The organism is Flagellimonas pelagia (genome assembly GCF_003584135.1).
Classification (GTDB): Bacteria; Bacteroidota; Bacteroidia; order Flavobacteriales; family Flavobacteriaceae; genus Flagellimonas; species Flagellimonas pelagia.
The window spans coordinates 265,526-288,982 of the sequence record NZ_QXFI01000013.1; the positions used below are offsets into that span (position 1 = coordinate 265,526).

The window sequence follows — 23,457 nt, forward strand, 5'->3', positions numbered from 1 at the left end:
CAGGTTTCTTACTACAATCCACTCCCTGAACAAAACCTAAGATGGAAAGTATCGCGCAACTAAACCTAACAACATCCATATTAGTGAAAATCATGTTCCAACACATTCGTATTAAAAGTAGTATTTAGCAGGACAACAGGTTCCAAAATTCTGTTAACTCCCAAAAAAATCTATGAACTACCATCTGGTGTTAAATTAGTGGGTGTTATGGGATTATGAACTTTGAAACATGTAGATTTACCTAAAATTGACAGCCTCAACAAAATGAGATTCCTATTATTTCTTTGCCTATTCGCCATTCCATATTTTGGCAGTGCACAAATCCAGGTAATGGGAAAAGTGGTCGAGTACAATGACAAGGGCAAAACCATCCCCCTGCCCTATGCCAATGTATACTGGCTGGCCAGCACTGAAGGGGCTGTGTCGGATTCGTTGGGTAATTTCAAAATCCCTTATAACGCCGACTCCAAAAAGCTTATCATTAGCTTAATGGGGTACCGTTCGGATACCATTCCGGTAAACCGGCCCAATTTGAGCAATATTGTGTTGTACCCCAATGTGATTTTGGATGAGGTGGTTGTTGAAAAAGAGGTGGCCCCCATTCAAAAATCCTTGTTCAAAGTTCAGAATGTGGTTTCTGTAGATAGCAGGGAAATGTTAAAAGCAGCATGTTGTAACCTTTCGGAGAGTTTTGAAACCAATCCCACCGTCGATGTAAACGTCTCCGATGCCATTCTTGGGGCCAAACAAATCCAAATGTTGGGACTGAACAGTCCTTACTTATTGTTCACACAGGAAAATATGCCGTCAATTCGGGGAGCTTCGCAGGTGTTTGGATTGTCCTTTACACCAGGATCATGGATAGAGAGCATACAGATTACCAAAGGGGCAGGTAGTGTACTCAACGGATTTGAAAGTATCTCCGGCCATATCAATACAGAGCTGATGAAGCCGTTGACAGACAAACGGTTCTTTTTGAACATGTATGGCAACAATTATGAACGCTACGAATTCAATTCACGCTATAACCATAATATTACGGATAATCTGGGAACCGGACTCTATGTACATGCCAATCTTAGAAATGGATACATTGATAACAACGGTGACTCTTTTTTGGATACTCCATTGGCCAAACAGATCAACATCATGAACCGATGGCAATATATGAACCCAGAAAATGGTTGGGTCGGCTATGCCAATGTTCAATACTTGACCGATACCAAGGAAATTGGCCAAAATGATTTTGATTCCGATACGGACAAACTAACTACCAATTCCTGGGGCAGTGTCATCAATACGAACAGATTGGACCTTTCTGCTAAAACCGGTTATGTTTTTCCTGACCTACCCTATCAAAGTTTTGGCATACAAACCGCATACAGTGTACATGACCAAGATTCTTATTATGGCTTGAATGTTTACGATATCAACCATTCATCCTTTTATACCAACCTAATTTTCAATAGCATCATCGGTAGTACACAACATAAGTTCAAAACCGGTTTAAGTTTAACTTATGATGGTTTCAAGGAAATGGTAAACAGTACGGCCTATAACCGATACGATAATTCCATCGGAACATTTTTCGAGTATACCTTTGATAATTTGGAAGGTCTGAGTTTTGAATCGGGATTGCGCATAGACCGGCATAACAACCTGGGCACGTTCATTACCCCAAGATTCCATCTAAGATATTCCCTATGGGACAAGGCCAGTTTTAGGGCTTCCTTTGGCAGGGGCAAACGAGGAGCCAATATATTTGCCGAAAACCAACAGCTATTTGCCTCTTCCCGACAAATTGCGATTACGGAAAATGGGGGGAATTATTATGGATTACGTCCTGAAAAAGCCTGGAACTATGGGGTCAGTTTCATCCAAAAGCTTTATCTGTGGAACAGGGTAATGGATTTTTCCGTTGATTTTTACCGGACACAGTTCGAGGACCAAGTGGTTGTGGATTGGGAAAGCCCCCAAGAAATTGGGTTTTACAATCTGGAAGGCAAAAGCTATTCGAACAGTCTACAAATCGATTGGAATTATGAAGTCATTCAAAACCTGCATTTAAGGTCTACCTATAAATTTTTCGATGTTGTCACCGATTACACCAGTGGTACTTTGGAAAGACCGTTGCAGCCTAAATATCGGTTCTTTGTCAACTTGGGCTATGAGACCAAAAAAGTCAGTGAAGGGCAGTGGCGTTTTGATTTTACCACGAATTGGCTGGGTAGCCAGCGTTTGCCCAATACCAGTACTAATCCGCAGGAATATCGATTGCCATCGCACTCCCCTTCCTATATGCTGATGAATGCACAGATAACAAAAGTGTTTTCCGATAAGTTTGAATGCTATGTCGGTGGGGAGAATATTGGTAATTTTACACAAAGTAATCCTATTATTTCAAGTTCGGATCCTTTTGGTCCCTATTTTGATAGTACCATCCTATATGGCCCGGTATTGAAAAGCATGTATTTTATAGGGTTCAGATATAAAACTTAACTTTTAATGTATGAAAACAATTGTATTGGCATTCATGACCGTACTGATTATGGGAATTGGAAATGCTCAAGAGAAAAACAAATCGGTGAATTTTGAGGTAAAAGGCAATTGTGGAATGTGCAAGAGTCGAATTGAAAAAGCCGCCATCAAGATCAAAGGAGTGAAATTTGCTTCATGGAGCCCAGAAACAAAAGAATTCCAAGCCATAATTGATGAGCGGAAATGTACTATAAAAGACATTCAACAACGCATTGCGGAAGTTGGCCATGACTCTGAAGGTTTTACCGCACCCCAAGAAGTATACGACAGTTTACCCGAGTGCTGCAAATATCGAGATCCCGCTAGTGTTCACATGGATCATGGGAATAAAAATTAAGGGTTCACCACCAAACATAAAAAGGGGGCGAAAATGCCCCCTTTTTATTAATTTCTTTGTAAAAAAAACTTACATTTTCACCACTCTCTTTACCACTAAAATTTCCCCATTGGCATCGGTGACCTTGATCACATAAAAACCCGAGGCCAGTCCATACAGGTTCTTTATTACCATGGTATCCGTATTTTGGAACGCTTCTTCCTTTATTAACATCCCCATCATGTTGAACACTTCAATAACACAATCCTTACGTTTGCTTAGTTTGATGGTGATCTTCTCTGTGAACGGGTTTGGGGCAGCAGTAAGAATAATGGGCTTATCATCCAATAAATCACCACCTTCCTCCCAAACAATCTCCTCGTACAACTTATCAGAATAAGGGTATGGTTTGCTTTCTCTGTTCTTAACGAAAAGTGGGGTAAACTTGCCAGTATTCGCATTTTGGATATCAATGGAAGCCTGAAAGGACGATCCAGGTGCAGCTTCAAAACCTGGGGTAAGGTTAATTTCGTTAACAGACTTAAAACTGGCCACCGTACCGGAAGGAACCATAAAATTATTTCCTGCCTCAATGGTATATTGATAATAGAATATTTCTTCAGGATTATAGGTATTGCTAACAATATAATTATCCAACTGAGCCAGTTGGTTTTCAGCATAAAAAACCCCATAGACCCTAGAATCTGTTATATCATTTGGGTCTACGGATGGATATGTCACGCCGTTAAAGGTATAGGTTCCGTCATATCGGATCATGGAAGTAGTAATGTAAGAGGAGCTATGGTGGATTTCCTCCCAATCATGCCAAACCTTATCAACAAATGAATGATGGAAGAAGAAAACAGGGTCGCGTGGTGACAGTGGTGTTGGCATGGCCCCACCAGTCCATACGTGTGCACCTCTGTGCACAGGTCGCCTTTCCAATTCGTTGGAAAACTCAAAAAAATCCGTCATTGTCATCAAGTTGGACACATCCGTGGGTGTGGGCAGTGGTCCTCCTGCACCGAAGCTCCTATTCAATGACCAATTGGCATTGAAACTTCCCAAAAAGGATTCATCCCACAATGCATCCGATGATGATTGATATATAGAAGAATCCCAAAATCCCAGACTAATTTCTGGGTTTATTTCCTGAATGGCTTGTTCAAGTTCAAAAATCATTCGTCTATGCCAAGCCAAAAATATCTCACGCTCGGGTTCTTGGGGCAAGTTAAAATGTAAATCCAGTCGGGTAGGATCGGCAGTATTGTCGAAATTAAAAAAATCCGCATGAAAATTGGCCAAATCATTCATAAGATCGGGGCCGTTTCGCAATTCATACAAGGCATTGACAAGCTCTGAAATTTCGTAATCCGTCATTTCATCAAATCCTTTCCTAATGCTTTGCGAAAAGATCATGGGAACCGAACCAAGAAGCAAACATACAATTATTGAAAATCGGAACTTTGTCATGTTTTTTGTTATTGAATTATTTTGAATTTTCATTTAAATAATAACTTTATACTATTAATTAGGCACCCAATCCTTTACCCCATCTAGAATCTCATTATAAATAGGGTGGTTCAAATAGCCACCATATGTTACATCACTTGTAAAAATTCCTGGATCTTGATTTGCCTCAAGTATCACAGGACCATTTTCGGTTATGGCAACATCCCACCCAATATATCGATCAGGCAAGTATTCCGTACTTAGCTTTACCAACTCACAGGCTTCTTTAAAAAATGGGATTTTAAATCCGCCAAACACAAATTGGGTATCAGGATGCATTGGATAGTCTTCATTACCAAAATTTGCCTGCTCATAAGCAATTTCCTTCAGTGTACCATTATCCATGTTCACTCCAACATAAACACCTCCCGAGCTAGCATTGTCCACAACACTATCGCCCCTTCCAAATCTCATAAATGCGCTTAGGACATGTACGTTGCTATTTGCGTCAATAAACGTTTCAAATCTAATGGTATTCACACTTTTAGAATAAATTTGAGCTATTTCCTTATGTTGCAATAGTATATGTTCATGGATAAAATCACCGCCCACCAATTCTTCGTACAGACTAGGTAGCCCTACCTTTATCCGACTTTTTTCCAATATTCTTGCCCCCGCTCCACCATATGCCGATATTGGCTTGACAAAAAACCTGTCTTTTTCGGTCATCATCCAAATCTGATTGAAGAATTCTTCCAATTCATTGTGGTCGTTTATTTTGTAAAGTTTCCCCTTCAAATAGAAATTTGTCCTAAAGTTATAACTGATCAATTCCGTTGAAGGAATGTTATTTTCCTTGCAAAAAAGGGAAAAACTCAGTTTATGGTCCATTACCATTATATATTCCTTCCGATGGTATTTTGGGCAATGTTTTACCTTATACGCTTCTTTGGTCCCTAAATAATCTTCAATATTTGAAATGTTCTTTCTATATAGAAACTTAAAATAATACCATGGTATTTCTTTCTTTAATACCCATAGATAGAAAAACTCATATACAATCCTGAGATAGTTTTTTTTTCTTTTATCCTTCAAAAAAAATGCTAGCCCATTCCATTGTTTTTTGTTCATTCATACAGTTTTTAACATCAAAAACATTAAAATCTAATTTTGAATGAGCAATTAATATTGATTGGAACCTTTGAGCTGTTTGATATCGTTTTGCAATAGCTCTATTTGATTTTGCTGTCTAAGGATGTAAAGTGTCAGTTCCTCAATTTTTTGGAGCAATTTTGCATCCATATCTCCCAGATCAATACCATTTTCCTTTATTTTTTCCGCACTTGGAATATTTGGAAGATGTCCATTTTCCTTGATATACTCGCGTACTTTTTCAAGATCCATCAATTGGAATTTTTCTTCAAAAACAAAATCGGGCCAGTTACCTTGCAACTCAACCTTAACGCCTTCGGCTATCATATTACCGGCTACTGCCAATCTATAACCTTGCGTATTTGTTGTCCCAATCCCAACATTCTGGTTTGCAAACAAATCCCTTACTGTCCAATCAACAGTATCCAAGTTGGCGTTTTCAGAAGTATAGTCCACAACACCGGATCCCGCCAATGTTGTTACACTCTCGGTATTACCTGCAGTAGAAGTGTTTCCGGCGGCATCCTGTGCCAAAACAGTAAAATCATAGGTGGTATCAGGTGTCAACCCGGTAACATTAAAATTTGTCGAGGTACCTGTATTCGCTAAAAAGATTCCATTTCGTACAACCTGATAGTTGGTCACACCTACATTATCGGAAGATACACTCCATGAAAGGTTACTGGATGTAGATGTTGTATTGGATGATGTCAAGTCTATAACCGCACTTGGAGCTTCAGTGTCCACAGTACCAGTGGTTGTTACGCTTTCTGTATTTCCTGAAACCGAAGTGTTACCTGCAGCATCTTCGGCAAATACCGTAAAGTCATAACTTGTGCTAGGTGACAACCCAGTTACATTAAAACTGGTTGAACCAGTACTACCAATTTCAATTCCATCTTGAAAAACAAGGTATCCGGTCACCCCAATATTATCCAAGGAAGCACTCCAAGAAAGGTCAACTGAGGTGTCAGTGATATTGGAGGAGGCCAAATCATTTACAGCACTTGGAGCTTCGGTATCGGGTGGTGCCAAAGTAACCACTGTTTCCGTATTTCCACCAATAGACACATTCCCAGCCGCATCTTGTGCAAAAACTGTGAAGTCATAACTTGTACTTGGGGTCAATCCTGAGACATTAATATTTGTAGTGGTTCCTGTACTTCCAATACTGACCCCATCTTGAAAAACTTCATAATTCGTCACACCAACATTATCCGTGGAACTTGCCCATGTCAAGGTTGTTCCAGTAGAGGTAATGTTAGAGGAAGTTAAAGAGGTTACTGAAGTTGGTGCCTGTGTATCTGCCAGTGTATTTACGGTTGCCACATTACTTGCCGCTGAGACATTCCCTGCCGCATCCTCTGCAAATACCGTAAAATTGTAAGAAGTATTGGGTGAAAGTCCTGTTGCATTGAAGGATGTTGTAGTCCCAGAATTTCCAACACTCACTCCGTCCCGGAAAACCTCATAGTTGGTAACCCCAACATTGTCCGTGGATGCACTCCATGAAAGCGAAGCTCCTGACATAGTAATATTGGACGAAGACAAATCGGTAATGGCACTTGGTGCTTCAGTATCAGAATTGGGAGGAGTAATCGAAACATTATCGATGAAAACCTGGTTCCCTGCTTGACTACCACTTCTTGGTGAAGTGTATACAACAATCACAGGATTGGGGTTCGTTGCCGTCAGAGTCCATGTATATTCCGTCCAGTTTGCTGAATTTATCGTAGTTGTTGCGAATCCTGCAAATCCAGACCAATTGGCAAATGCAGGGCTGTTCGCATTGTTTCCCTGTCTTGCCCAAATACTGATATTGTAGACTTCACCGACCACCGCGTTGAAAGTGTACGACATATCCCTACCAGTAGATGAATTGCCTTGAGTGGCGACTGAGCTTATGGCGTAGGTCCCTTGAAAAGGATTGTCAGTACTGGAAGTTATGTTCGCCGTTCCTGTCCATCCGGTTGTTGCATTTGCCTCGTTCTCAATAGAGGCAGCATTGGCTTGGGTATGTAAATTTTGGGCGTTGAGCCCATAGGATAATAATACAACAAAGGTTGAGAATAGTAATTTTAGCTTCATTATCGGTTGGTGTTTAACATGTTGAGGTACTTGACTTTAAAACAAAGTTATATGATGGTATACCCAAAATGGATCATACGCTTCAAAATATCGATAAAATGCAGAAAAATACTATGAGTGAATCTTTCAAATTCAATTTTATGTAAATCGGGGAAAAATCTCATATTCTGCAATTAAAAATTGATCTCCCCGTTTTATATTTATAGATTTTTTTCATTGGAAGCCATCCAGTATAGAATTGTCAACGTATCTTTAAATAGTATGGTCCTTGATAATGGTTTTTGACAACCACTAGATCAAGCTTCATAATTTTTTAAAGTGACATATTTAGAATTTAGGTTTCCTATTATATGGCAACATAAACATTGATACATTTATAGATTCGCCCTTAAATCTAACATGGCCTCAATTATTATTACCTATGAGCTATAACTTATTAAATCGGTTACGATATCATTCATTTTGGATTCTGGATGCCCTAAAGGGCGGGGGAATCAAAAGCGATATAAAAGACATTAGGGCATCATTCGAATTGGAATCCTTTGATAGCCTCAAAGAAAAGAACCAAAATTATTTGAAGGAGCTTCTCGATAAGGCAACCAGTGAAAGTGATTTCTATAAACCTTTCAAAAATTATAAATCCCTTGACGATTTTCCCGTCATCAATAAAACAATTATACGGAACAATTTTGATGATATCCGTCCAAAGACCCTCCGTAATGAAAAATGCTATTTTATTTACACTAGTGGGTCAACAGGGACCCCTTTCAAAATATGTCAAAATGAAAGAAAGAAGAATAGGAATACTGCCGACACCCTATTTTTTGCAGAAAGGGCCGGTTATACCCTGGGTGAAAAACTACTATATCTAAGATTATGGACCGACCGGTTAAAGAAGAGTCGGATTTCGGCCGCATTGCAAAATATTGTCCAATTGGACATTTGTGAATTGGAGGACAAGCAAATTCACAACCTGTTGATGAAGCTGCAAAAAGATAAATCCCCCAAAGGATGGCTGGGTTATCCGTCAGGTATGGAAAAAATTTGTAATTATCTTGAAGCCCAGAATTCCAAACCGCTAGACTGTAATATCAATTCGATTATTGGCATTTCCGAAAATTTGAGCGATCATGTCCGCAGTAAAATGTGGCATTACTTCGGTTCACCAATGGTATCCAGATATTCAAACACAGAAAATGGGATTATTGCCCAACAATCCATTGACAGTCATTACTTCATAATAAATTGGGCCAGTTATATTGTTGAAATCCTTGATTTCAATTCGAATGAACCCGTAAAAAATGGGGGATTGGGAAGAATAGTGATCACGGATCTATTCAACCATGCAACCCCAATGATACGATACGATACTGGTGATATTGGCGCCATTGATATTAAGCCAAATCAACGGTTCCCGGTGCTTTGTTCGGTCGAAGGTCGACAAAGTGATATTTTGTTCAATACCGAGGGTAAAATGGTTAGTCCCTTTAAATTTATGAGCATTGTTCCCGAGTTTCCAGAGCTGAAACAAATACAGTTTATTCAAACCGGTAAAATACACTATACCGTGAAAATAAATGTTTCCGGCACTTTTGCCAGAGAAAATGAATTGATGGCGCTTTTCAAATCCTACATCGGAAACAATGCCCAAGTTTCAATTGACTATGTGGATGAAATTCCGACACTTATTTCCAAAAAAAGAAAAATTACGAGAAATATACTTGTTGAGAAATCAAAGTTGGAAAATTTAACGTTCACTTTATAAAGGACCGTCGATAAAATTTTAAATTCCATCTTCCTTCAGATTAAATTTGCAAATATTGCATCTTGACCTCATTAATGGAAAATTGGTCTAAAATCTTTTCTTACCAAATGATGTTGACTCAATTTTGCAAAGTCAGCTAACCAAAATCGAACATATGTACGCCCGTCTTTTGAAAAGATGTTTTGACGCAATTGTAGCCTTCACTTTTTTAGTACTGGCATTGCCCCTTCTTATTTTATTGATCGTCCTACTTTTTGTGGCCAATCATGGTAAACCATTTTTTTATCAAAATCGTCCAGGTAAAAACGGCAAAATATTCAAGATCATCAAGTTCAAAACAATGAACGATAAAACGGATGACCAAGGCAACCTTCTACCCAATAAAGATCGGATAACCAGAGTTGGAAACTTGGTGCGTAAATCCTCCTTGGATGAAATTCCTCAGCTTATTAATGTCTTGAAGGGGGATATGAGTCTTATTGGCCCCCGTCCCCTATTGGTGGACTATTTAGAATTGTATACCACAGAACAGGCAAGACGACACGAGGTGAGGCCAGGAATTACCGGTTGGGCACAAGTCAATGGTAGAAATGCCATATCCTGGGAGCGTAAATTTGAACTGGACATCTGGTACGTGGACAATTTATCCTTAAAATTAGATCTTAAAATTTTATGGTTAACCTTTTTAAAAGTTGTTAAATCAGAAGGTATCTCTGCCTCGGCAGAAGTTACCATGGAACGTTTCACAGGAAGTGTTTAAAGCAAAAACTTGGTTATCTTGCATTCCTTTTAGAGTGACCTTTTGTTTGTGAAGCTCTAAATCATTGACAAAACAGCAATTTGTATGGATTTTAACAACCTTTATATCATTGGTGCTGGTGGTTTTGGGAGACAGCTCGAAAGCTATCTTGAACTGGTGCCGGATCAAAAAATAAATTGGAAACTTAAGGGTTATATTGATGACAACCCCAATGCCCTTGAAGGTATGGGCTCCAGCTATGAGGTTCTTGGCAGCGTGGATAATTTCAATTTTCAGAAGAACGATATGGTTTTGCTTGCCATTGCAGATATCAAAACAAAGATCAAAATTGCGGAGATGCTTCGTGGCTCAGTTAAATTTTTCACCTTTGTTGCCGAAGGGGCATTGATCGGCAAGAACGTAACTTTGCAAGAAGGTTGTATAATATGTCCCGGGGCCAAAATTGGCTCAAATGTGACATTGGGAGAATTTTGTTTGATCAATTTAGATACCATTGTTGGTCATGATTCCATCATAGGGAAAAACAACTCCATAATGCCACATGTGGATATTGGTGGTGGATCTGTAATTGGAAATAATATTTTCATGGGAACCAAGGCCACGGTCTCCCCCAGATTGAATATAGTGGACAACACTAATTTAGGTGTAGGTTCAGTAATCATAAAAGATATTGTGGAACCTGGTACTTATTTTGGGGTACCGGCACGTAGAATGCTTTAAAACATTAACCCTATATAATGGAACAAAAAAATATAGAACTGCTCATAGAAGCTTTTTCCAATGCTTTGGAAATTCCAAAATCATCCGTTGATGACAATTTGAAATACCAAGGAATACCGCAATGGGATTCCATTACCCATATGATTTTGATCAGTGAAATTGAAAATACCTTTCAAATAGAAATTGATTCCGATGAGGTTTTGGAACTCAACAGTTTTTCAAAATCAAAGGAAATCCTCGGAAAATATAATCTTTGAACAGTCCATAAAACAATTGATATGGAGAGTCTCTTGGAGCAAATGAAAAAGAATGTGCATTCCATTTTCTTGGATGCGACCACTGGCAAAACCTATCATTTGCAAGAGTTGCTACTGTCCATTCCGAAATTGGATGGAAAAAAACTGGTCTTTCTTTATTTAGGCAACGACATTCGGTCCACTTCAATATATTTAAGTTTTCTGGACACCGACCATGCAACTGTACTGCTCAGTGAATCATTGGATACTTCCCTAAAGGAAAATCTGGAATCGGAATATCGTCCTACCATCATTTTTGATTGTAAGAGGGACCATATCGATGGCTTTGAAAGCAAAACGGTTCCGTCGGACGCTTTTCAGACAAGTATTTTTATTGGTGACCACACTCCTACCACGGTGCATTCAAATTGCAAGGTATTACTTTCAACTTCCGGCACAACAGGCTCTCCAAAATTTGTGAAGTTATCGGAAGAGAACTTATTACAAAATGCAAGGTCCATCTGTAACTATTTGCCGATAATCAAAGACGATGTTACCCCATTAAACCTCCCTCTGTATTATTCTTATGGCCTATCTGTCCTGCATTCCAATGCAATCAATGGTGGGACAATAGTATGTGGTTTACCTGATATTTTGCAAAAAGAATTTTGGAACCAAATGGAATCTTTTGGTTTTACTTCCATTGCAGGAGTACCATATATCTATGAAATGCTCCGTAGAATTGGATTTTTAAAGAAAGAACACCCACAGCTACGGTATATTACCCAGGCAGGTGGAAATTTAAGTCAAAATATTAAAAAGGAATTCAATACCTATTGTCTTGAACATCACATTCATTTTTATGTAATGTATGGACAAACCGAAGCTACTGCCAGAATATCCTATGTACCCCCTCATTTACTTGAGGATAAAATAACTTCGATCGGAATTCCCATAGAAAATGGTCGGCTTAGTTTGGATAAAGAAACCGGTGAGTTGCTCTATAAAGGGCCCAACGTATTTGGAGGTTATAGTGAGAAAAGAATGGATCTCAACAAATGGGAACACATTGAATTTTTGCGGACAGGTGATCTAGCCGAACGTGATGAAGATGGTTTTTATTATATAAAAGGCCGACTCAAAAGATTTGTCAAAATTTTTGGAAACCGTGTTAATCTTGATGAAATTGAGCGATATTTAAAATCCTCCCTAAATATTGCCTTAGTGGCCTGCGTGGGTATTGAGGACAAATTTATCCTGATTTCCCATTGTGAAGGGCATATTAAAGATGAGCAGATAAAATCAGGGCTTTTTGATAAATTCAAGATTCATCAGACTTCAATCAAAATCCAACAAATTGAAGAAATGCCACTTACCAATAATGGCAAAATCAACTATAAAAAAATAACCGAGGATTTTAAATAGGTAGAAATTTATTTTTACCCTTTCGCTATTCACACAACTTGGCCAGCGAAATATTTCGCGATGTTTCTATTCAACTTATTTGTACAATTTTTCTTTTGTCTTCTTTTTAAAAAATAAGAATTGAAAATAAAAAAGGGCGTAAAAAACACCCTTTTTTATGTATCCATCTAAATTGTTTCAGTCAAATTTCACCTCAAACTCGGATCTTCTGTTCTTGCTATGCTTTTCTTCGGTACAATAAACCCCATCTCCACATTCGTTGACCAATTGGGTCTCTCCGAAGGCCTCATGGTTTATCCTATCTTGGGAAATACCTTTGGACACCACATATTCCACCGTCCTTTGCGCCCTTCTCTCGGATAGCCACTGATTGTATTCCTTGGTTCCCCTTGAATCGGTGTGGGCCGTAATCTTGATGTTCAAATTAGGTTCACTTTCCATAATGGCAACCAACTGATCTAACAATTCCTTATCACGGGTAGTTAGATAAGATGAATTCAATTTGAAATACACATTCCCCAAATCGTTGATCTTGCTCTGCAAAGTTGCCCTTCTTGCATCTTCGGCATCTTTCTTTGCTTTTTCTGCAGCAGCCAATTCAGCGGCTTCTTTTTCCCCTTGTAGTCGTTCGGCCAACAAACGTGCCTCCTCCTCTGCTTTCGCGATGGAATCCCGCACCTTTTGTTGTTCTTTTTCCATTTCTTGCAATAAGGCCAGTTTCTCCTCCCCTTTGCGTGATAGTCCTTTCTCTACCTCAAAACGATAAGCTACACCCATAGCATGTTGAATATGATTCGTGCCATTTTCTGTGCTCATGGCCCATTTTCCCGTAGAGCTAAAATCAAGCCCCCAGTGGTCGGAAAACCATGTTCTGAAACCAATTACTGCGTTGTACGTACCTCTTCCCTGGTTGTTCGCATCTGTATACCCTGCACCGATACCAATGTAGGGATCAAAAAAACCTGTCTCACCAAGGATCATGTTCAAATCATAACTGACCCTAAAGTCCAACCCAAAGTAATCTATATCTTCAGGATTTACCACATTGTCAACAATCTTCCCTTCCTTGTATTTGTTGTAGGTCCCAATCGCCTCCAATCCAAGTCCATTCTTAAAATAGCGGCCCACACTAATCCTTGAGGGATAGGGAACCATGTTCCATCCTTCGCTAAGGTCAAAAAGCTCACCAAATTCGTCTCCCGAATCATCTACTATATTGGTTCCCAAGGTAACCAACCAGTAACTCTGCACAATACTGTCCTTTTTGGTAAGTTGCTCCACTTCTTGGGCAAAAAGTGATGACATAAAACATAATGACAAAACTGCCATTGCAGGTTTTGAAATATTCATGATATACGATTTGAGGTTATCGACAACAAAGCTATACCAACCATACCAATAGGTAAAGTTTGAACTTTCAAGTGCGTTAATTTTCGATGAGAAGCAAGAAATATTTTTAAACCTCTAATTTTCAATCTTTTGAAAATCGAAGATTTTATCGATAATCGGCATTTTAAACAGATAAAAGGGGTAATAGATGGGTTGGGTACTTATCTGTTCAACTTTTTCTTTTTCAATCAACTGTACTGCTATAGATACCCCTGTATCGGTCTCTTGGAGTTTTGAAAGCATTGGAACAACCTCCTTTCGTTCTTCACCCAAACATACCAAAATCAGCATATCCTTTGAAAAATCCACCATGGGAACGGGAAGCCCCGGTTTACGGGTCATGTTTATCTTGGCATAGAATTTTTGAAGGGATTTTTGGTCTTGGATAATCCTAACCTCATAATCGGTTATCGTACTGAAATTATCTTGATCGATCAAAACCAAATCTTTTATTTCTTGCCCCATTGGTTTTGATTCCTTCTGGGCTTTACAGGAAAGTAGACATATACAGGTTATGAAAAGGAAATATCGCACATCAAAAGGTATTCTTGAAACGGGATTTGTAGGCCTTTTCATAAATTTCCTCGTAAAGGGGAAGTATGTTGACAATGTCAAACTTGGAGGCCACCTTGAACGCATTGTCCTTGAATTTCTTCAGAACGGCATCATCCTTCAAAATTTCAATGGCCTTTGCGGCCATGGTCTCCACATCTCCCACATCGGCCAAATACCCGGAGACCCCATCAATATTGACCTCTGGAATACCACCGGTATTACTAGAAATAATGGCAACTTTGTTGATCATGGCTTCCAAAGCGGCCAGACCAAAACTCTCGGATTCCGAAGGCAACAAAAACAGGTCCGAGAAGCAAAGAATCCTATCAATTTCGTTACTATTGCCCAAAAACAATACCTTGTCTTTCAATCCAAGGTCCTCACACATTTTTTCGGCCCTCTCCTTTTCCGGTCCCTCACCTACCATGATCAATTTGGCAGGTACAGCTTTTTGTATCCTGTGAAATATTTTGATTACATCAGGAATCCGCTTCACCTTTCTAAAATTACTGATATGGGTCACGATCCGTTCATTTTCCCTAGCCATCATGGATCTTTGGCAATCGGTGTATTCGGGGCGGTATTTGGAAATTTCTATAAAATTGGGAACCACTTCGATTTCCTTTTCTATATCGAACAATTCCATCGTGTCTTTTTTCAACGCTTCGGATACGGAAGTAACCACATCGGATTTATTGATACTAAAGGTAACAGCTGGTTTGTAAAATGGGTGCTTGCCCACCAAGGTGATATCGGTACCGTGAAGCGTAGTGATCATGGGGATGAAAATGCCAGATTCCTGAAGCATTTTCTTGGCCATATAGCCTGCATAGGCATGTGGAATGGCATAATGTACGTGCAACAGTTCTATATCGTACATTTTAATGGTATCCACCAATTTGCTCGAGAGTGCCAACTCATAGGGCTGGTAATGAAAAAGTGGATATTCAGGCACATGCACTTCATGAAAATGGATGTTGTTTCCCAAGAGTTCCAAGCGCACCGGCTGTCTATAAGTCACAAAATGGACTTCATGGCCTCTCTCTGCAAGGGCAATTCCCAATTCCGTGGCCACCACTCCACTACCACCAAAAGTCGGGTAACAAACAATCGCAATTTTCATAAAAACAAATCTAAGGCAATAATCCGTGCCTAGTTAATAATGGAATCATAAATAACCTGTTGTATCCGTGTCCGCAATGCTGAACTGACCAACAAGTTATTGGCAGCAGACGGATACGTCCTGTTCGACAAAAACACGTATACAATCTCGGCATCTGGATCGGCCCATGTATAAGTTCCCGTAAAACCACTATGGCCAAAGCTCTTGCTCGAAACACATCCACAGGTCGGTCCTTTTTCCTCCAATTGGGGCTTGTCAAAACCCACTCCCCTTCGTACATTTTTATTGCAGAAATAGCAAGTGTTGAATTTTTTAATGGTCCGTTCGTTCAAAAACTGTTCACCACCGTAATATCCACCCTGCAGGTACATCTGCATAATTATTGCCACTTCATTGGCTGTACTGAAAAGTCCTGCATGTCCCCCAACACCACCCAGCATGGCCGCTCCCATGTCATGCACATAACCCTGTATCCGCTGATATCTGAAATAGTCGTCCTCTTCGGTGGGAACTATCTCATCCACCTGAAATTTTTTCAAGGGATTGAAAGTAGTCCGCTGAAGCCCCATCGGTTTATAGAAAAACTCGTCGACCAATTCATCAATGGGCCGTTGATAGGTCTTCTCAATATATTCCTTGAAAATGTAATATCCCACATCACTGTACCGGTAGCGATTAGACTTTAAAGTCTGTCTTCCAATCCTGTTGTATATGGAATCCTTGTAAGACCGCGTGAGGTACAAATGATCGGCCACTTTATACGGAAATGCCTCTGATGGATTGTTCCTGTAAAATTCTGTTGAAGGCTTTCTATCCTTGGTCAGGGTATCCAGATAAAAAGCAATCCAAGAAGGTAATCTGCCATAATGGGACAGTGCCTTTAAAACCGTTACATCCTTGAGCTCTGTGTCCGCATATTCCGGTATCAAATCCTTAAAAGTGTCATTTAGGGCAATCTTCCCCTCTTCTTCCATCTTCATGATCATGGGCAGGGTGCTCAAAATCTTGGTCAACGATGCCAGGTCATAAATAGATTCGGAGGTAATATGCTCTTCGGAATCATAGGTAGGTTTACCAAAATTTTTGTCATAGATGACCTTCCCTCTTCTGGCCACCAAAACCTGGGCGCCAGGATACATCAACGAATCAATGCCGTGCTGCACCAACGTATCCACCATGGCCAACCCTTCCGAACTCATCCCTACCCGTTCCGGTATGCTGTATCCCAACCTTTGAATCGATTTCATTTCCAATCCGGTACCCACAGGTAATTCAGTATGGGCGGAAACGGGTAATTTACCTGTGGTTCCGATGGCGCCGAAAATCACTTCTGCGGCATTTTCTTGGGCAATGTCACTATTTTGATAGGCTACCACCACGCCATCCATAGCATCCAAATTGGGTACATCCAAAAGCGCATAGGGTTTGGTGAAAAGGGTAAGAATAGTGTTGCTGGTCCTTAAGTGCGATATTTCTTCCAGCCAATATAACTCGTTCTGAGAAAACTTATATCCCTTCCATGGGCTGGCATTACTCTTATGAAAACCGATGATGACCAAGTTGTAGTTTGCAAGTTCCGTTTTGTATTCTGAGATACTTTTGGCATCAATTTCCGTAACCTTGAAATATTTGTTCAATGATTTCAAAAAAACGGAACCGGAATCATCACCAAAATGTACGTAGGCAATTTTCTTGTTATCCAGTTTCTTGATGGGCATCAATGAAAAATTATTTTTGGCCACCGTGATGGCTCCTTCTATGGCCTCTTCGTAAAGCACGTCGTTTTCAATGGAATTCAGGTCCTCGTATAGGTTTTCCAGAGGTACGGGGTGATAATCGTTCAACCCTACCTTGTACTTCGCTTTCAATATTTTCTTTACGGAAAGGGCCAACCGTTCCTCAGAGATGACTCCCTTGTTGTAGGCCTCCATCAACTTTCCTTTGGCCTTATCCACATCTTCGGGCATCAGGAGCACATCGTTACCGGCCAAAAAAGCCTGCAATTCCACTTCCCCATCGGGAGCAAATTGAGAAACAGCCTTCATGTTCAGGGCATCGGTGAAAATCAACCCCTGGAAACCCAATTCGTTCTGTAATAAATCCGTGACAATGACTTTGGACAAGGTGGAAGGGTGTCCTTCCCTACTCTCCAAGGCTGGAACATCCAAATGGGCAATCATTACTGAACTTAAACCATTTTCCATGGCTCTTTTAAAGGGAAAGAGTTCGATGGAATCCAGTTCTTCCTTAAAAGAATCAATAATGGGTAAGGCTTTGTGGGAATCCGTTTCGGTATCGCCATGGCCAGGGAAATGTTTTCCGCAGGACAACACCCCAGCGGCTTCCATTCCTTTTAGGAAGGCTATTCCTTTTTGAGCTACATTTTTCGGGTCTTCTCCAAAAGAACGATTTCCAATGATGGGATTTCGCGGATTGTTGTTCACATCCAGATCAGGAGCAAAATTGATATGCACCCCTAATCGCTTGGCGTGTTTTCCAATTTGATGCCCCACCTTTTCCACAATCGTACTATCCTGAATAGCCCCGAGGGTCATATTCCATGGAAAGGCATAGGTGGAGTCGAGTCGCATGGCCATGCCCCATTCCGCATCGGTTCCGATAAGCAAGGGAACCTTGGACTCGGATTGATAGGCATTGGTCAATTTAGCTTGGGCAGTTGGTGTTCCACTTGAGAATATTACCCCACCGATACCTTCTTGCTTCACCAGGTTCTTGATTCTATCCGTAGCAGCTTTATCCTGATTGGAAGCAATACTGACCATGAACAACTGCCCTACCCGTTCTTGCAGGGACATGGCATTGTATTGGCTTTCCACCCAAGTATGTTGGGCCATGGAATCCTTGGTAACCAATGGATCTATTTGGCCAAAAACTGGAATACAAATGAATAGGAATAGGGGAAAGTAGAGGTTTATCCGCATAAATACCTTGTCTAAGACATGAACTTATTGCTGATAAAAATATTGCATTTGGTCGAGGAATGCACAGAAATTAAGATAATTTAAGAACTCCCTAAACAAATCTGGAATGCCAACTTTCACTAGCGGGCACTTCCCAATTTTCCAAATACTCCTGTTTGGTGGCCACCAAATTATTAAAAACGATGGTGTTGGCGGACACTGCTTTGTCCTTTGCCATTTTCTTGAAATCCGTCAGGGGTTTATAGGCGATGTATTCCCCTTGTTTGAAGGAAACGTTCATCCGGTCCATGAGTTCCACTTGGAATTTCTGTTCCAGCGTTTGCATGAAATGAACGGATGCATCGATGGAGCAACCCGAAGCACTGGCATTGGTCTGGTCCAATCCAATGATGATGAACCTGTTGTATTTGATTTCAAATCCAGCATGCAGGTCGCTACCATGGGCGGTCCATTGCTTTAAAAATTCCGATACGCTTTGTTGGATATCCTGCAATTCTGATTCCGTAAAGCTTCTGTTGGATTGATAGATCCAAATTCGGGAATGATCGGGCAATTCGTTAAACTCTACCAACATATCAAATGGAGTTTGCTAATAGTTCGGCTACGTCTAAGACCGTAACACTATCTTCTTTTTCATGTGCCTTGATACCGTCCGTCATCATGGTATTGCAATAGGGGCAACCTGTTGCTATGATATTGGGATTGGTTTCCAAGGCGTCTTTGGTACGTAGAACATTGATGTCCATATCTCCCTTTTCGGGTTCCTTGAACATTTGTCCCCCGCCTGCACCACAACACAACGCGGTGGTCTTATGGCGTTTCATTTCTACCAGTTCCGCATTGGTTTTGGCAAGTACTTCCCTTGGAGCCTCATATACTGTATTGGCCCGACCCAAATAACAGGGATCGTGAAAGGTGATGCGCTTACCTTTGTATGTTTCCCCTTGTAAGGTCAGACGGCCTTGATCCAAGAGTTCTTTCAAAAATTGGGTATGGTGCATTACATCATAGGTGCCCCCTAACCCTGGGTATTCATTTTTTAGGGTATTGAAGGAATGTGGATCACAGGTTACAATCCGCTTGATTTCATAACCATTCAACAGTTCAATGTTCATCATGGCCTGCATTTGGAACAAAAACTCATTGCCCGTCCTTTTGGCCACATCACCTGTTGAGCTTTCCTCCTGACCTAACACAGCAAAGTCAACATTGGCTTGGTTCAACAACTTTACGAAAGCCCTGGATATTTTTTTGGCCCTATCATCATAACTTCCGGCCGAACCTACCCAAAATAAAATTTCAGGTTGTTTGCCTTCTGCCATAAACTCCTGCATGGTTTTCACCTTCAATTGTTCACCCATAGTGCTCGATTTATTCGTTTACCCAGTTTAAGCGATCCATTTGGTTGTATGGCCAAGGTGCACCATTGTTTTCTATGTTGGACATCATGTTGTTCAATTCCATTGGTGCAGCGGACTGTTCCATGACCAAATACCTACGCATTTCCACAATAATGGACAAAGGATCAATGCTCACGGGGCATGCCTGTACACAAGCGTTGCATGTGGTACACGCCCAAAGCTCTTCCCTGCTGATGTAATCATCCAACAGTTGTTTGCCGTCCGGTACAAATTCACCCTTGTTGGCATCCATGTTCTTGCCCACTTCCTCCAAACGGTCTCGGGTGTCCATCATGATTTTTCTAGGGGACAGTTTTTTACCAGTCTGGTTGGCAGGGCATTCCGAGGTGCAACGTCCACATTCCGTGCAGGTATAGGCATTCAACAATTGTACCCAGTTCAAATCCATCACATCCGAGGCCCCAAATTTCTCCGGTACTGCTGCAACATCTGTGGTAGTAGGTGCAGCAAAGGGGTCCGCATTGGGATCCATCATCAACTTGACCTCATTGGTCACGGATTGCAGATTGTCTAGCTGCCCCTTCGGCTTAACTTTTCCAAAATACGTATTCGGGAAGGCCAAAAGAATATGGAGGTGTTTGGAATAGTACAAATAGTTCAAAAAAACTAAAATGCCCAAGATGTGTAACCACCATGCCGTGCGCTCCACCATCATCAATCCGGATTCGGACATTCTACTCAATAAAGGGGTCAAAAATTGACTGATGGGAAACGAACCTGCCTGCACATAATGCTCCGCCCCCAATTGCTGTAATTGGGAATCTGCGGCGTTCATGGTCAAAAAGAGCGTCATCAACACAAATTCGATATACAGGATCATGTTCCCATCCTTTTTGGGCCAGCCTTTCATTTCCGGTTTGATGAATCGTTGCAAGCGGATAACATTTCTTCGTATCCAAAAAACCACCACGGCCACAATGACCAAGAAAGCTAAAATTTCAAACGAGCCTATCAAAAAATTGTATACCGAACCCAAGGAAGAAAACAATCTGTGGGTACCGAACAAACCATCCAAGATAATCTCAAGCACCTCTATATTGATAATGATGAACCCTACATAAACGAAGATGTGCATGATGCCAGCCACGGGTCGCACCACCATTTTGGTCTGTCCCAAAGCAATCCGTGCCATGTTTTGCCAACGCTGGGATTTGTTGTCGCTCACATCCACATCTTTCCCCAATTTGATGTTCCTGGAGAGCTTTTTTACATTTCGGGTAAAGTAGGCCACGCCCACAATGAGGGCTATGGCAAAGAGTATGTTAGGCACGTATTCCATCTACTGATTTTCTTTTTGTTCGGCCGGGTCATTTTCAGGAAGGGTATATTCCTTCTGTTTTTTCCCAAAAACGGAAACATTTACGTAACGTTTGGGGTTTAGCCTGAAGTCCTGTAGCAACAAGTCCAATTCCCTTGAAGCCGCTGCCAAATTATTATACAGGGCGTCGTCTTTGTGCAATTTACCCAAGGAGCCTTCCCCTTCTTCGATTTTGGCCAAAATGCCATTGAGTTTGCTAACGGTACCTTGGAACTCTGCAAGGGTTGCACCCAAATCAGCATTGACCAAAGAATCTGAAAGTTTGGAGAAATTGGAGGTGATACGGTTCACATTTTTCAGGGAGCTGTCCAATTGCATTTTGTTGTTGGCCAGCAACACATTTAAATTATCGGCGCTTCCTTTAAAGGACTTTACCAAGGCATTCAACGAAACTATGGTTTCCTGAAGCTGTTTTTTGGTGGGGTCGTCCAAAATTTCATTCACGTTCATCAAAAGGGAATCGGCATTGGAAACGGCCCCTTCCACCTTCATTTGCAAGGGTGTCAATTTCTGCTGTACCAGTTCCGTGATACCCGGTTTTATTTTAGATTGCAGGGTGTCCCCGGATTTGGCCATTGGTGCTTGGTCGAATATTGGTACGATCTGTACCCCTTTTCCTCCAATGATTCCCGTATCGAACAATTCGGCGATGCTATTTTCAGAAAAATCAAATTCATTGCTCACGGAAAGGGTCACCAGCAATTTGCCGGAACCATCCTTAAACTTGATACTGGTCACATTGCCGACGTTGTAGCCATTGATGGATACCTGGGTACCAGGTTGCAATCCGCCTACATTATCATATATGGCATAAAATGTTTTGTTGTTATCAAAAAGTGGTGAGGATTTTAAGTAGCTCAGCCCAAAGATAAAGGCCACGATTCCAGCGACTATGATAATCCCGGTCTTGATTTCCCTGGATAGTTTCAAAAGATTCGGTTTACGGTTTAAACAAAATTAGGAATATTTTTTACAAGGACGACCACTGATCTGATTGCTACTTCAAAGCATCTGTCAATGGTACCCTGTTTCCATTTTTATAGGCAACGATGTACGAGGTGGTGTAGCCCTTGGCATCTGCATTGGCCTTGAGCTTTTTGGCCTCGTCATATGTGTTAGCATTACCATACATATATCGGAACAGATTTTTGTAGGGCTCCTTGGTCATTTGGTCCAATCCATTAAAGTTTTCACTCTTCAATGGAATGTTTTTGGCACTTGCCATAATCTGTACCTTGTATTCAATTCCTGAACTAGCGGGCTGGGACACCACTTGCGTTTCGGTTTTTGTTTCCTCTTTTAGTGGTGTTGCCTTGGGTTCCTCTTTGATAGGGGTTTCATTTTTCTTGGTCTCTTCGGGAACATTCACGGCAACTTCTGTATCCTCTACCTTTGGGCTCGGGGTACTTGCCACCGTACCGCTACCCACTTCTTCCTTATACGCTAAAACGGCATCCGCAATTGCCTTGCCCATTTCTTGTTGGCCTTTTTTGGAATTCAGATAACTGCCTTCGCTTTTATTGGTCAAGAACCCGGTTTCTATCAATACACTGGGCATAAAGGTTTGGTGTAATACAATAAAACCGGCTTGCTTTACCTTTCTATCTTTTCTATGGAGCCTGCTGGTGAAATTATCCTGCAATTTTTTGCCCAACTGGATGCTCTGTTCCAAAAATTCTTCCTGCATAATGGTCAACCCAATAATGGATTCAGGGGAGTTGATATCGTACTCGGCATAGCGGGTGGCATAGTCATCCTCCAAATAAATAACGGAGTTCTCTTTTTTGGCCACCTCAAAATTTTGTCGGTTGGCGTGTAATCCCAAAACAAAAGTCCCAGCCCCATTGGCATCCGAATTGTGGGAATCGCAGTGTACCGAAACAAATAGATCGGCATTGGCCTGATTGGCAATCTGTCCACGAACGAACAGATCAACAAAGGTGTCATCATCCCGGGTATATACCACTTTGATGCTTGGGTCTTTCTCCAATTCTTCCCCGGCCTTGAGAACAATGGCCAAGGCGATATCCTTCTCCAAATATCCATTTCCTAGGTTTCCGGGATCATGGCCGCCATGTCCAGCATCCAATACAACCACGAACTTATTTTTCGGTGGCACCTTAGTTTCATTTTTTGTAAAAGATGTCAACGGTAGGACAAAGAGAAGAAAAACTAAAAATGCTGACCGACTTTTATTCATAAGAACTGCTTGATTATAGTGCTCTGTATTGGTTAAAAATATGGTAATCCCACATAA

General features: G+C 40.9%; 19 protein-coding genes. 7 read left to right on the forward strand and 12 right to left on the reverse strand.

The annotated features are described in order from the left end of the window. Positions 1-264: 264 nt before the first annotated feature. Both D2V05_RS05680 and D2V05_RS05685 read left to right on the forward strand, forming a co-directional pair. Positions 265-2,499, forward strand: a complete 2,235-nt coding sequence (locus D2V05_RS05680) for a TonB-dependent receptor (RefSeq protein WP_119646550.1) — start codon at positions 265-267, stop codon at positions 2,497-2,499. A gap of 10 nt (positions 2,500-2,509) precedes the next feature. After that, positions 2,510-2,875 carry a heavy-metal-associated domain-containing protein gene (locus tag D2V05_RS05685; RefSeq protein WP_119646552.1) on the forward strand — a complete coding sequence of 122 codons (366 nt, stop codon included), beginning with the start codon at positions 2,510-2,512 and terminating at the stop codon, positions 2,873-2,875. A gap of 69 nt (positions 2,876-2,944) precedes the next feature. On the opposite strand, the gene D2V05_RS05690 is transcribed toward D2V05_RS05685, so the two are convergent. From D2V05_RS05690 to D2V05_RS05700, 3 genes are read right to left on the reverse strand one after another with little or no spacing between them, the layout of a single operon-like run. Further along, positions 2,945-4,327 (reverse strand): tyrosinase family protein, encoded by a 1,383-nt coding sequence (locus D2V05_RS05690; RefSeq protein ID WP_119646554.1) that lies wholly within the window; start codon positions 4,325-4,327, stop codon positions 2,945-2,947. A gap of 54 nt (positions 4,328-4,381) precedes the next feature. Beyond that, entirely contained in the window at positions 4,382-5,437 is a 1,056-nt protein-coding gene (locus tag D2V05_RS05695; RefSeq protein ID WP_119646556.1) for a sugar-transfer associated ATP-grasp domain-containing protein, read from the reverse strand. Between the two features lie 51 nt (positions 5,438-5,488). Continuing rightward, positions 5,489-7,546, reverse strand: a complete 2,058-nt coding sequence (locus tag D2V05_RS05700; RefSeq protein WP_119646558.1) for a fibronectin type III domain-containing protein — start codon at positions 7,544-7,546, stop codon at positions 5,489-5,491. 421 nt (positions 7,547-7,967) lie between these two features. Between D2V05_RS05700 and D2V05_RS05705 the strand changes: the two genes are divergently transcribed. From D2V05_RS05705 to D2V05_RS05725, 5 genes are all read left to right on the forward strand, one after another. After that, positions 7,968-9,311 (forward strand): phenylacetate--CoA ligase family protein, encoded by a 1,344-nt coding sequence (locus tag D2V05_RS05705; protein WP_119646561.1) that lies wholly within the window; start codon positions 7,968-7,970, stop codon positions 9,309-9,311. A 154-nt stretch (positions 9,312-9,465) separates the two neighbouring features. Continuing rightward, positions 9,466-10,071, forward strand: a complete 606-nt coding sequence (locus D2V05_RS05710) for a sugar transferase (protein ID WP_119646563.1) — start codon at positions 9,466-9,468, stop codon at positions 10,069-10,071. An 84-nt stretch (positions 10,072-10,155) separates the two neighbouring features. Then, positions 10,156-10,791, forward strand: a complete 636-nt coding sequence (locus D2V05_RS05715) for a NeuD/PglB/VioB family sugar acetyltransferase (protein WP_119646566.1) — start codon at positions 10,156-10,158, stop codon at positions 10,789-10,791. Positions 10,792-10,808: 17 nt separating this feature from the next. Then, on the forward strand, positions 10,809-11,048 hold the full coding sequence (locus D2V05_RS05720; protein WP_119646568.1) for an acyl carrier protein: 240 nt from the start codon (positions 10,809-10,811) through the stop codon (positions 11,046-11,048). Between the two features lie 42 nt (positions 11,049-11,090). Next, positions 11,091-12,452, forward strand: coding sequence for an AMP-binding protein (locus D2V05_RS05725; RefSeq protein WP_119646686.1), 1,362 nt, complete (start codon positions 11,091-11,093; stop codon positions 12,450-12,452). A 177-nt stretch (positions 12,453-12,629) separates the two neighbouring features. Here D2V05_RS05725 and D2V05_RS05730 read toward each other — a convergent pair whose 3' ends face one another. From D2V05_RS05730 to D2V05_RS05770, 9 genes are all read right to left on the reverse strand, one after another. Next, entirely contained in the window at positions 12,630-13,802 is a 1,173-nt protein-coding gene (locus D2V05_RS05730; RefSeq protein ID WP_235855399.1) for an OmpA family protein, read from the reverse strand. 114 nt (positions 13,803-13,916) lie between these two features. Further along, entirely contained in the window at positions 13,917-14,306 is a 390-nt protein-coding gene (locus D2V05_RS05735; protein ID WP_119646570.1) for a hypothetical protein, read from the reverse strand. A 70-nt stretch (positions 14,307-14,376) separates the two neighbouring features. After that, the gene (gene bshA / locus D2V05_RS05740; protein WP_119646572.1) at positions 14,377-15,519 is read right to left on the reverse strand and encodes an N-acetyl-alpha-D-glucosaminyl L-malate synthase BshA; all 1,143 of its coding nucleotides are present in this window, start codon (positions 15,517-15,519) and stop codon (positions 14,377-14,379) included. A gap of 29 nt (positions 15,520-15,548) precedes the next feature. Then, positions 15,549-18,461: a glycoside hydrolase family 3 N-terminal domain-containing protein gene (locus D2V05_RS05745; protein ID WP_119646575.1), complete on the reverse strand. Its 2,913-nt coding sequence runs from the start codon at positions 18,459-18,461 to the stop codon at positions 15,549-15,551. Positions 18,462-18,552: 91 nt separating this feature from the next. After that, positions 18,553-19,035 carry an ABC transporter ATPase gene (locus tag D2V05_RS05750; protein WP_119646577.1) on the reverse strand — a complete coding sequence of 161 codons (483 nt, stop codon included), beginning with the start codon at positions 19,033-19,035 and terminating at the stop codon, positions 18,553-18,555. Position 19,036: 1 nt separating this feature from the next. Next, positions 19,037-19,822, reverse strand: a complete 786-nt coding sequence (locus D2V05_RS05755; protein WP_183114789.1) for a (Fe-S)-binding protein — start codon at positions 19,820-19,822, stop codon at positions 19,037-19,039. A gap of 10 nt (positions 19,823-19,832) precedes the next feature. Beyond that, positions 19,833-21,161 carry a 4Fe-4S dicluster domain-containing protein gene (locus D2V05_RS05760; RefSeq protein ID WP_119646579.1) on the reverse strand — a complete coding sequence of 443 codons (1,329 nt, stop codon included), beginning with the start codon at positions 21,159-21,161 and terminating at the stop codon, positions 19,833-19,835. Further along, on the reverse strand, positions 21,162-22,130 hold the full coding sequence (locus D2V05_RS05765) for an MlaD family protein (protein WP_119646581.1): 969 nt from the start codon (positions 22,128-22,130) through the stop codon (positions 21,162-21,164). A gap of 67 nt (positions 22,131-22,197) precedes the next feature. Beyond that, complete coding sequence (locus D2V05_RS05770) at positions 22,198-23,400, reverse strand: N-acetylmuramoyl-L-alanine amidase family protein (RefSeq protein WP_119646583.1); 1,203 nt, start codon at positions 23,398-23,400, stop codon at positions 22,198-22,200. Between the last annotated feature and the right edge of the window lie 57 nt (positions 23,401-23,457).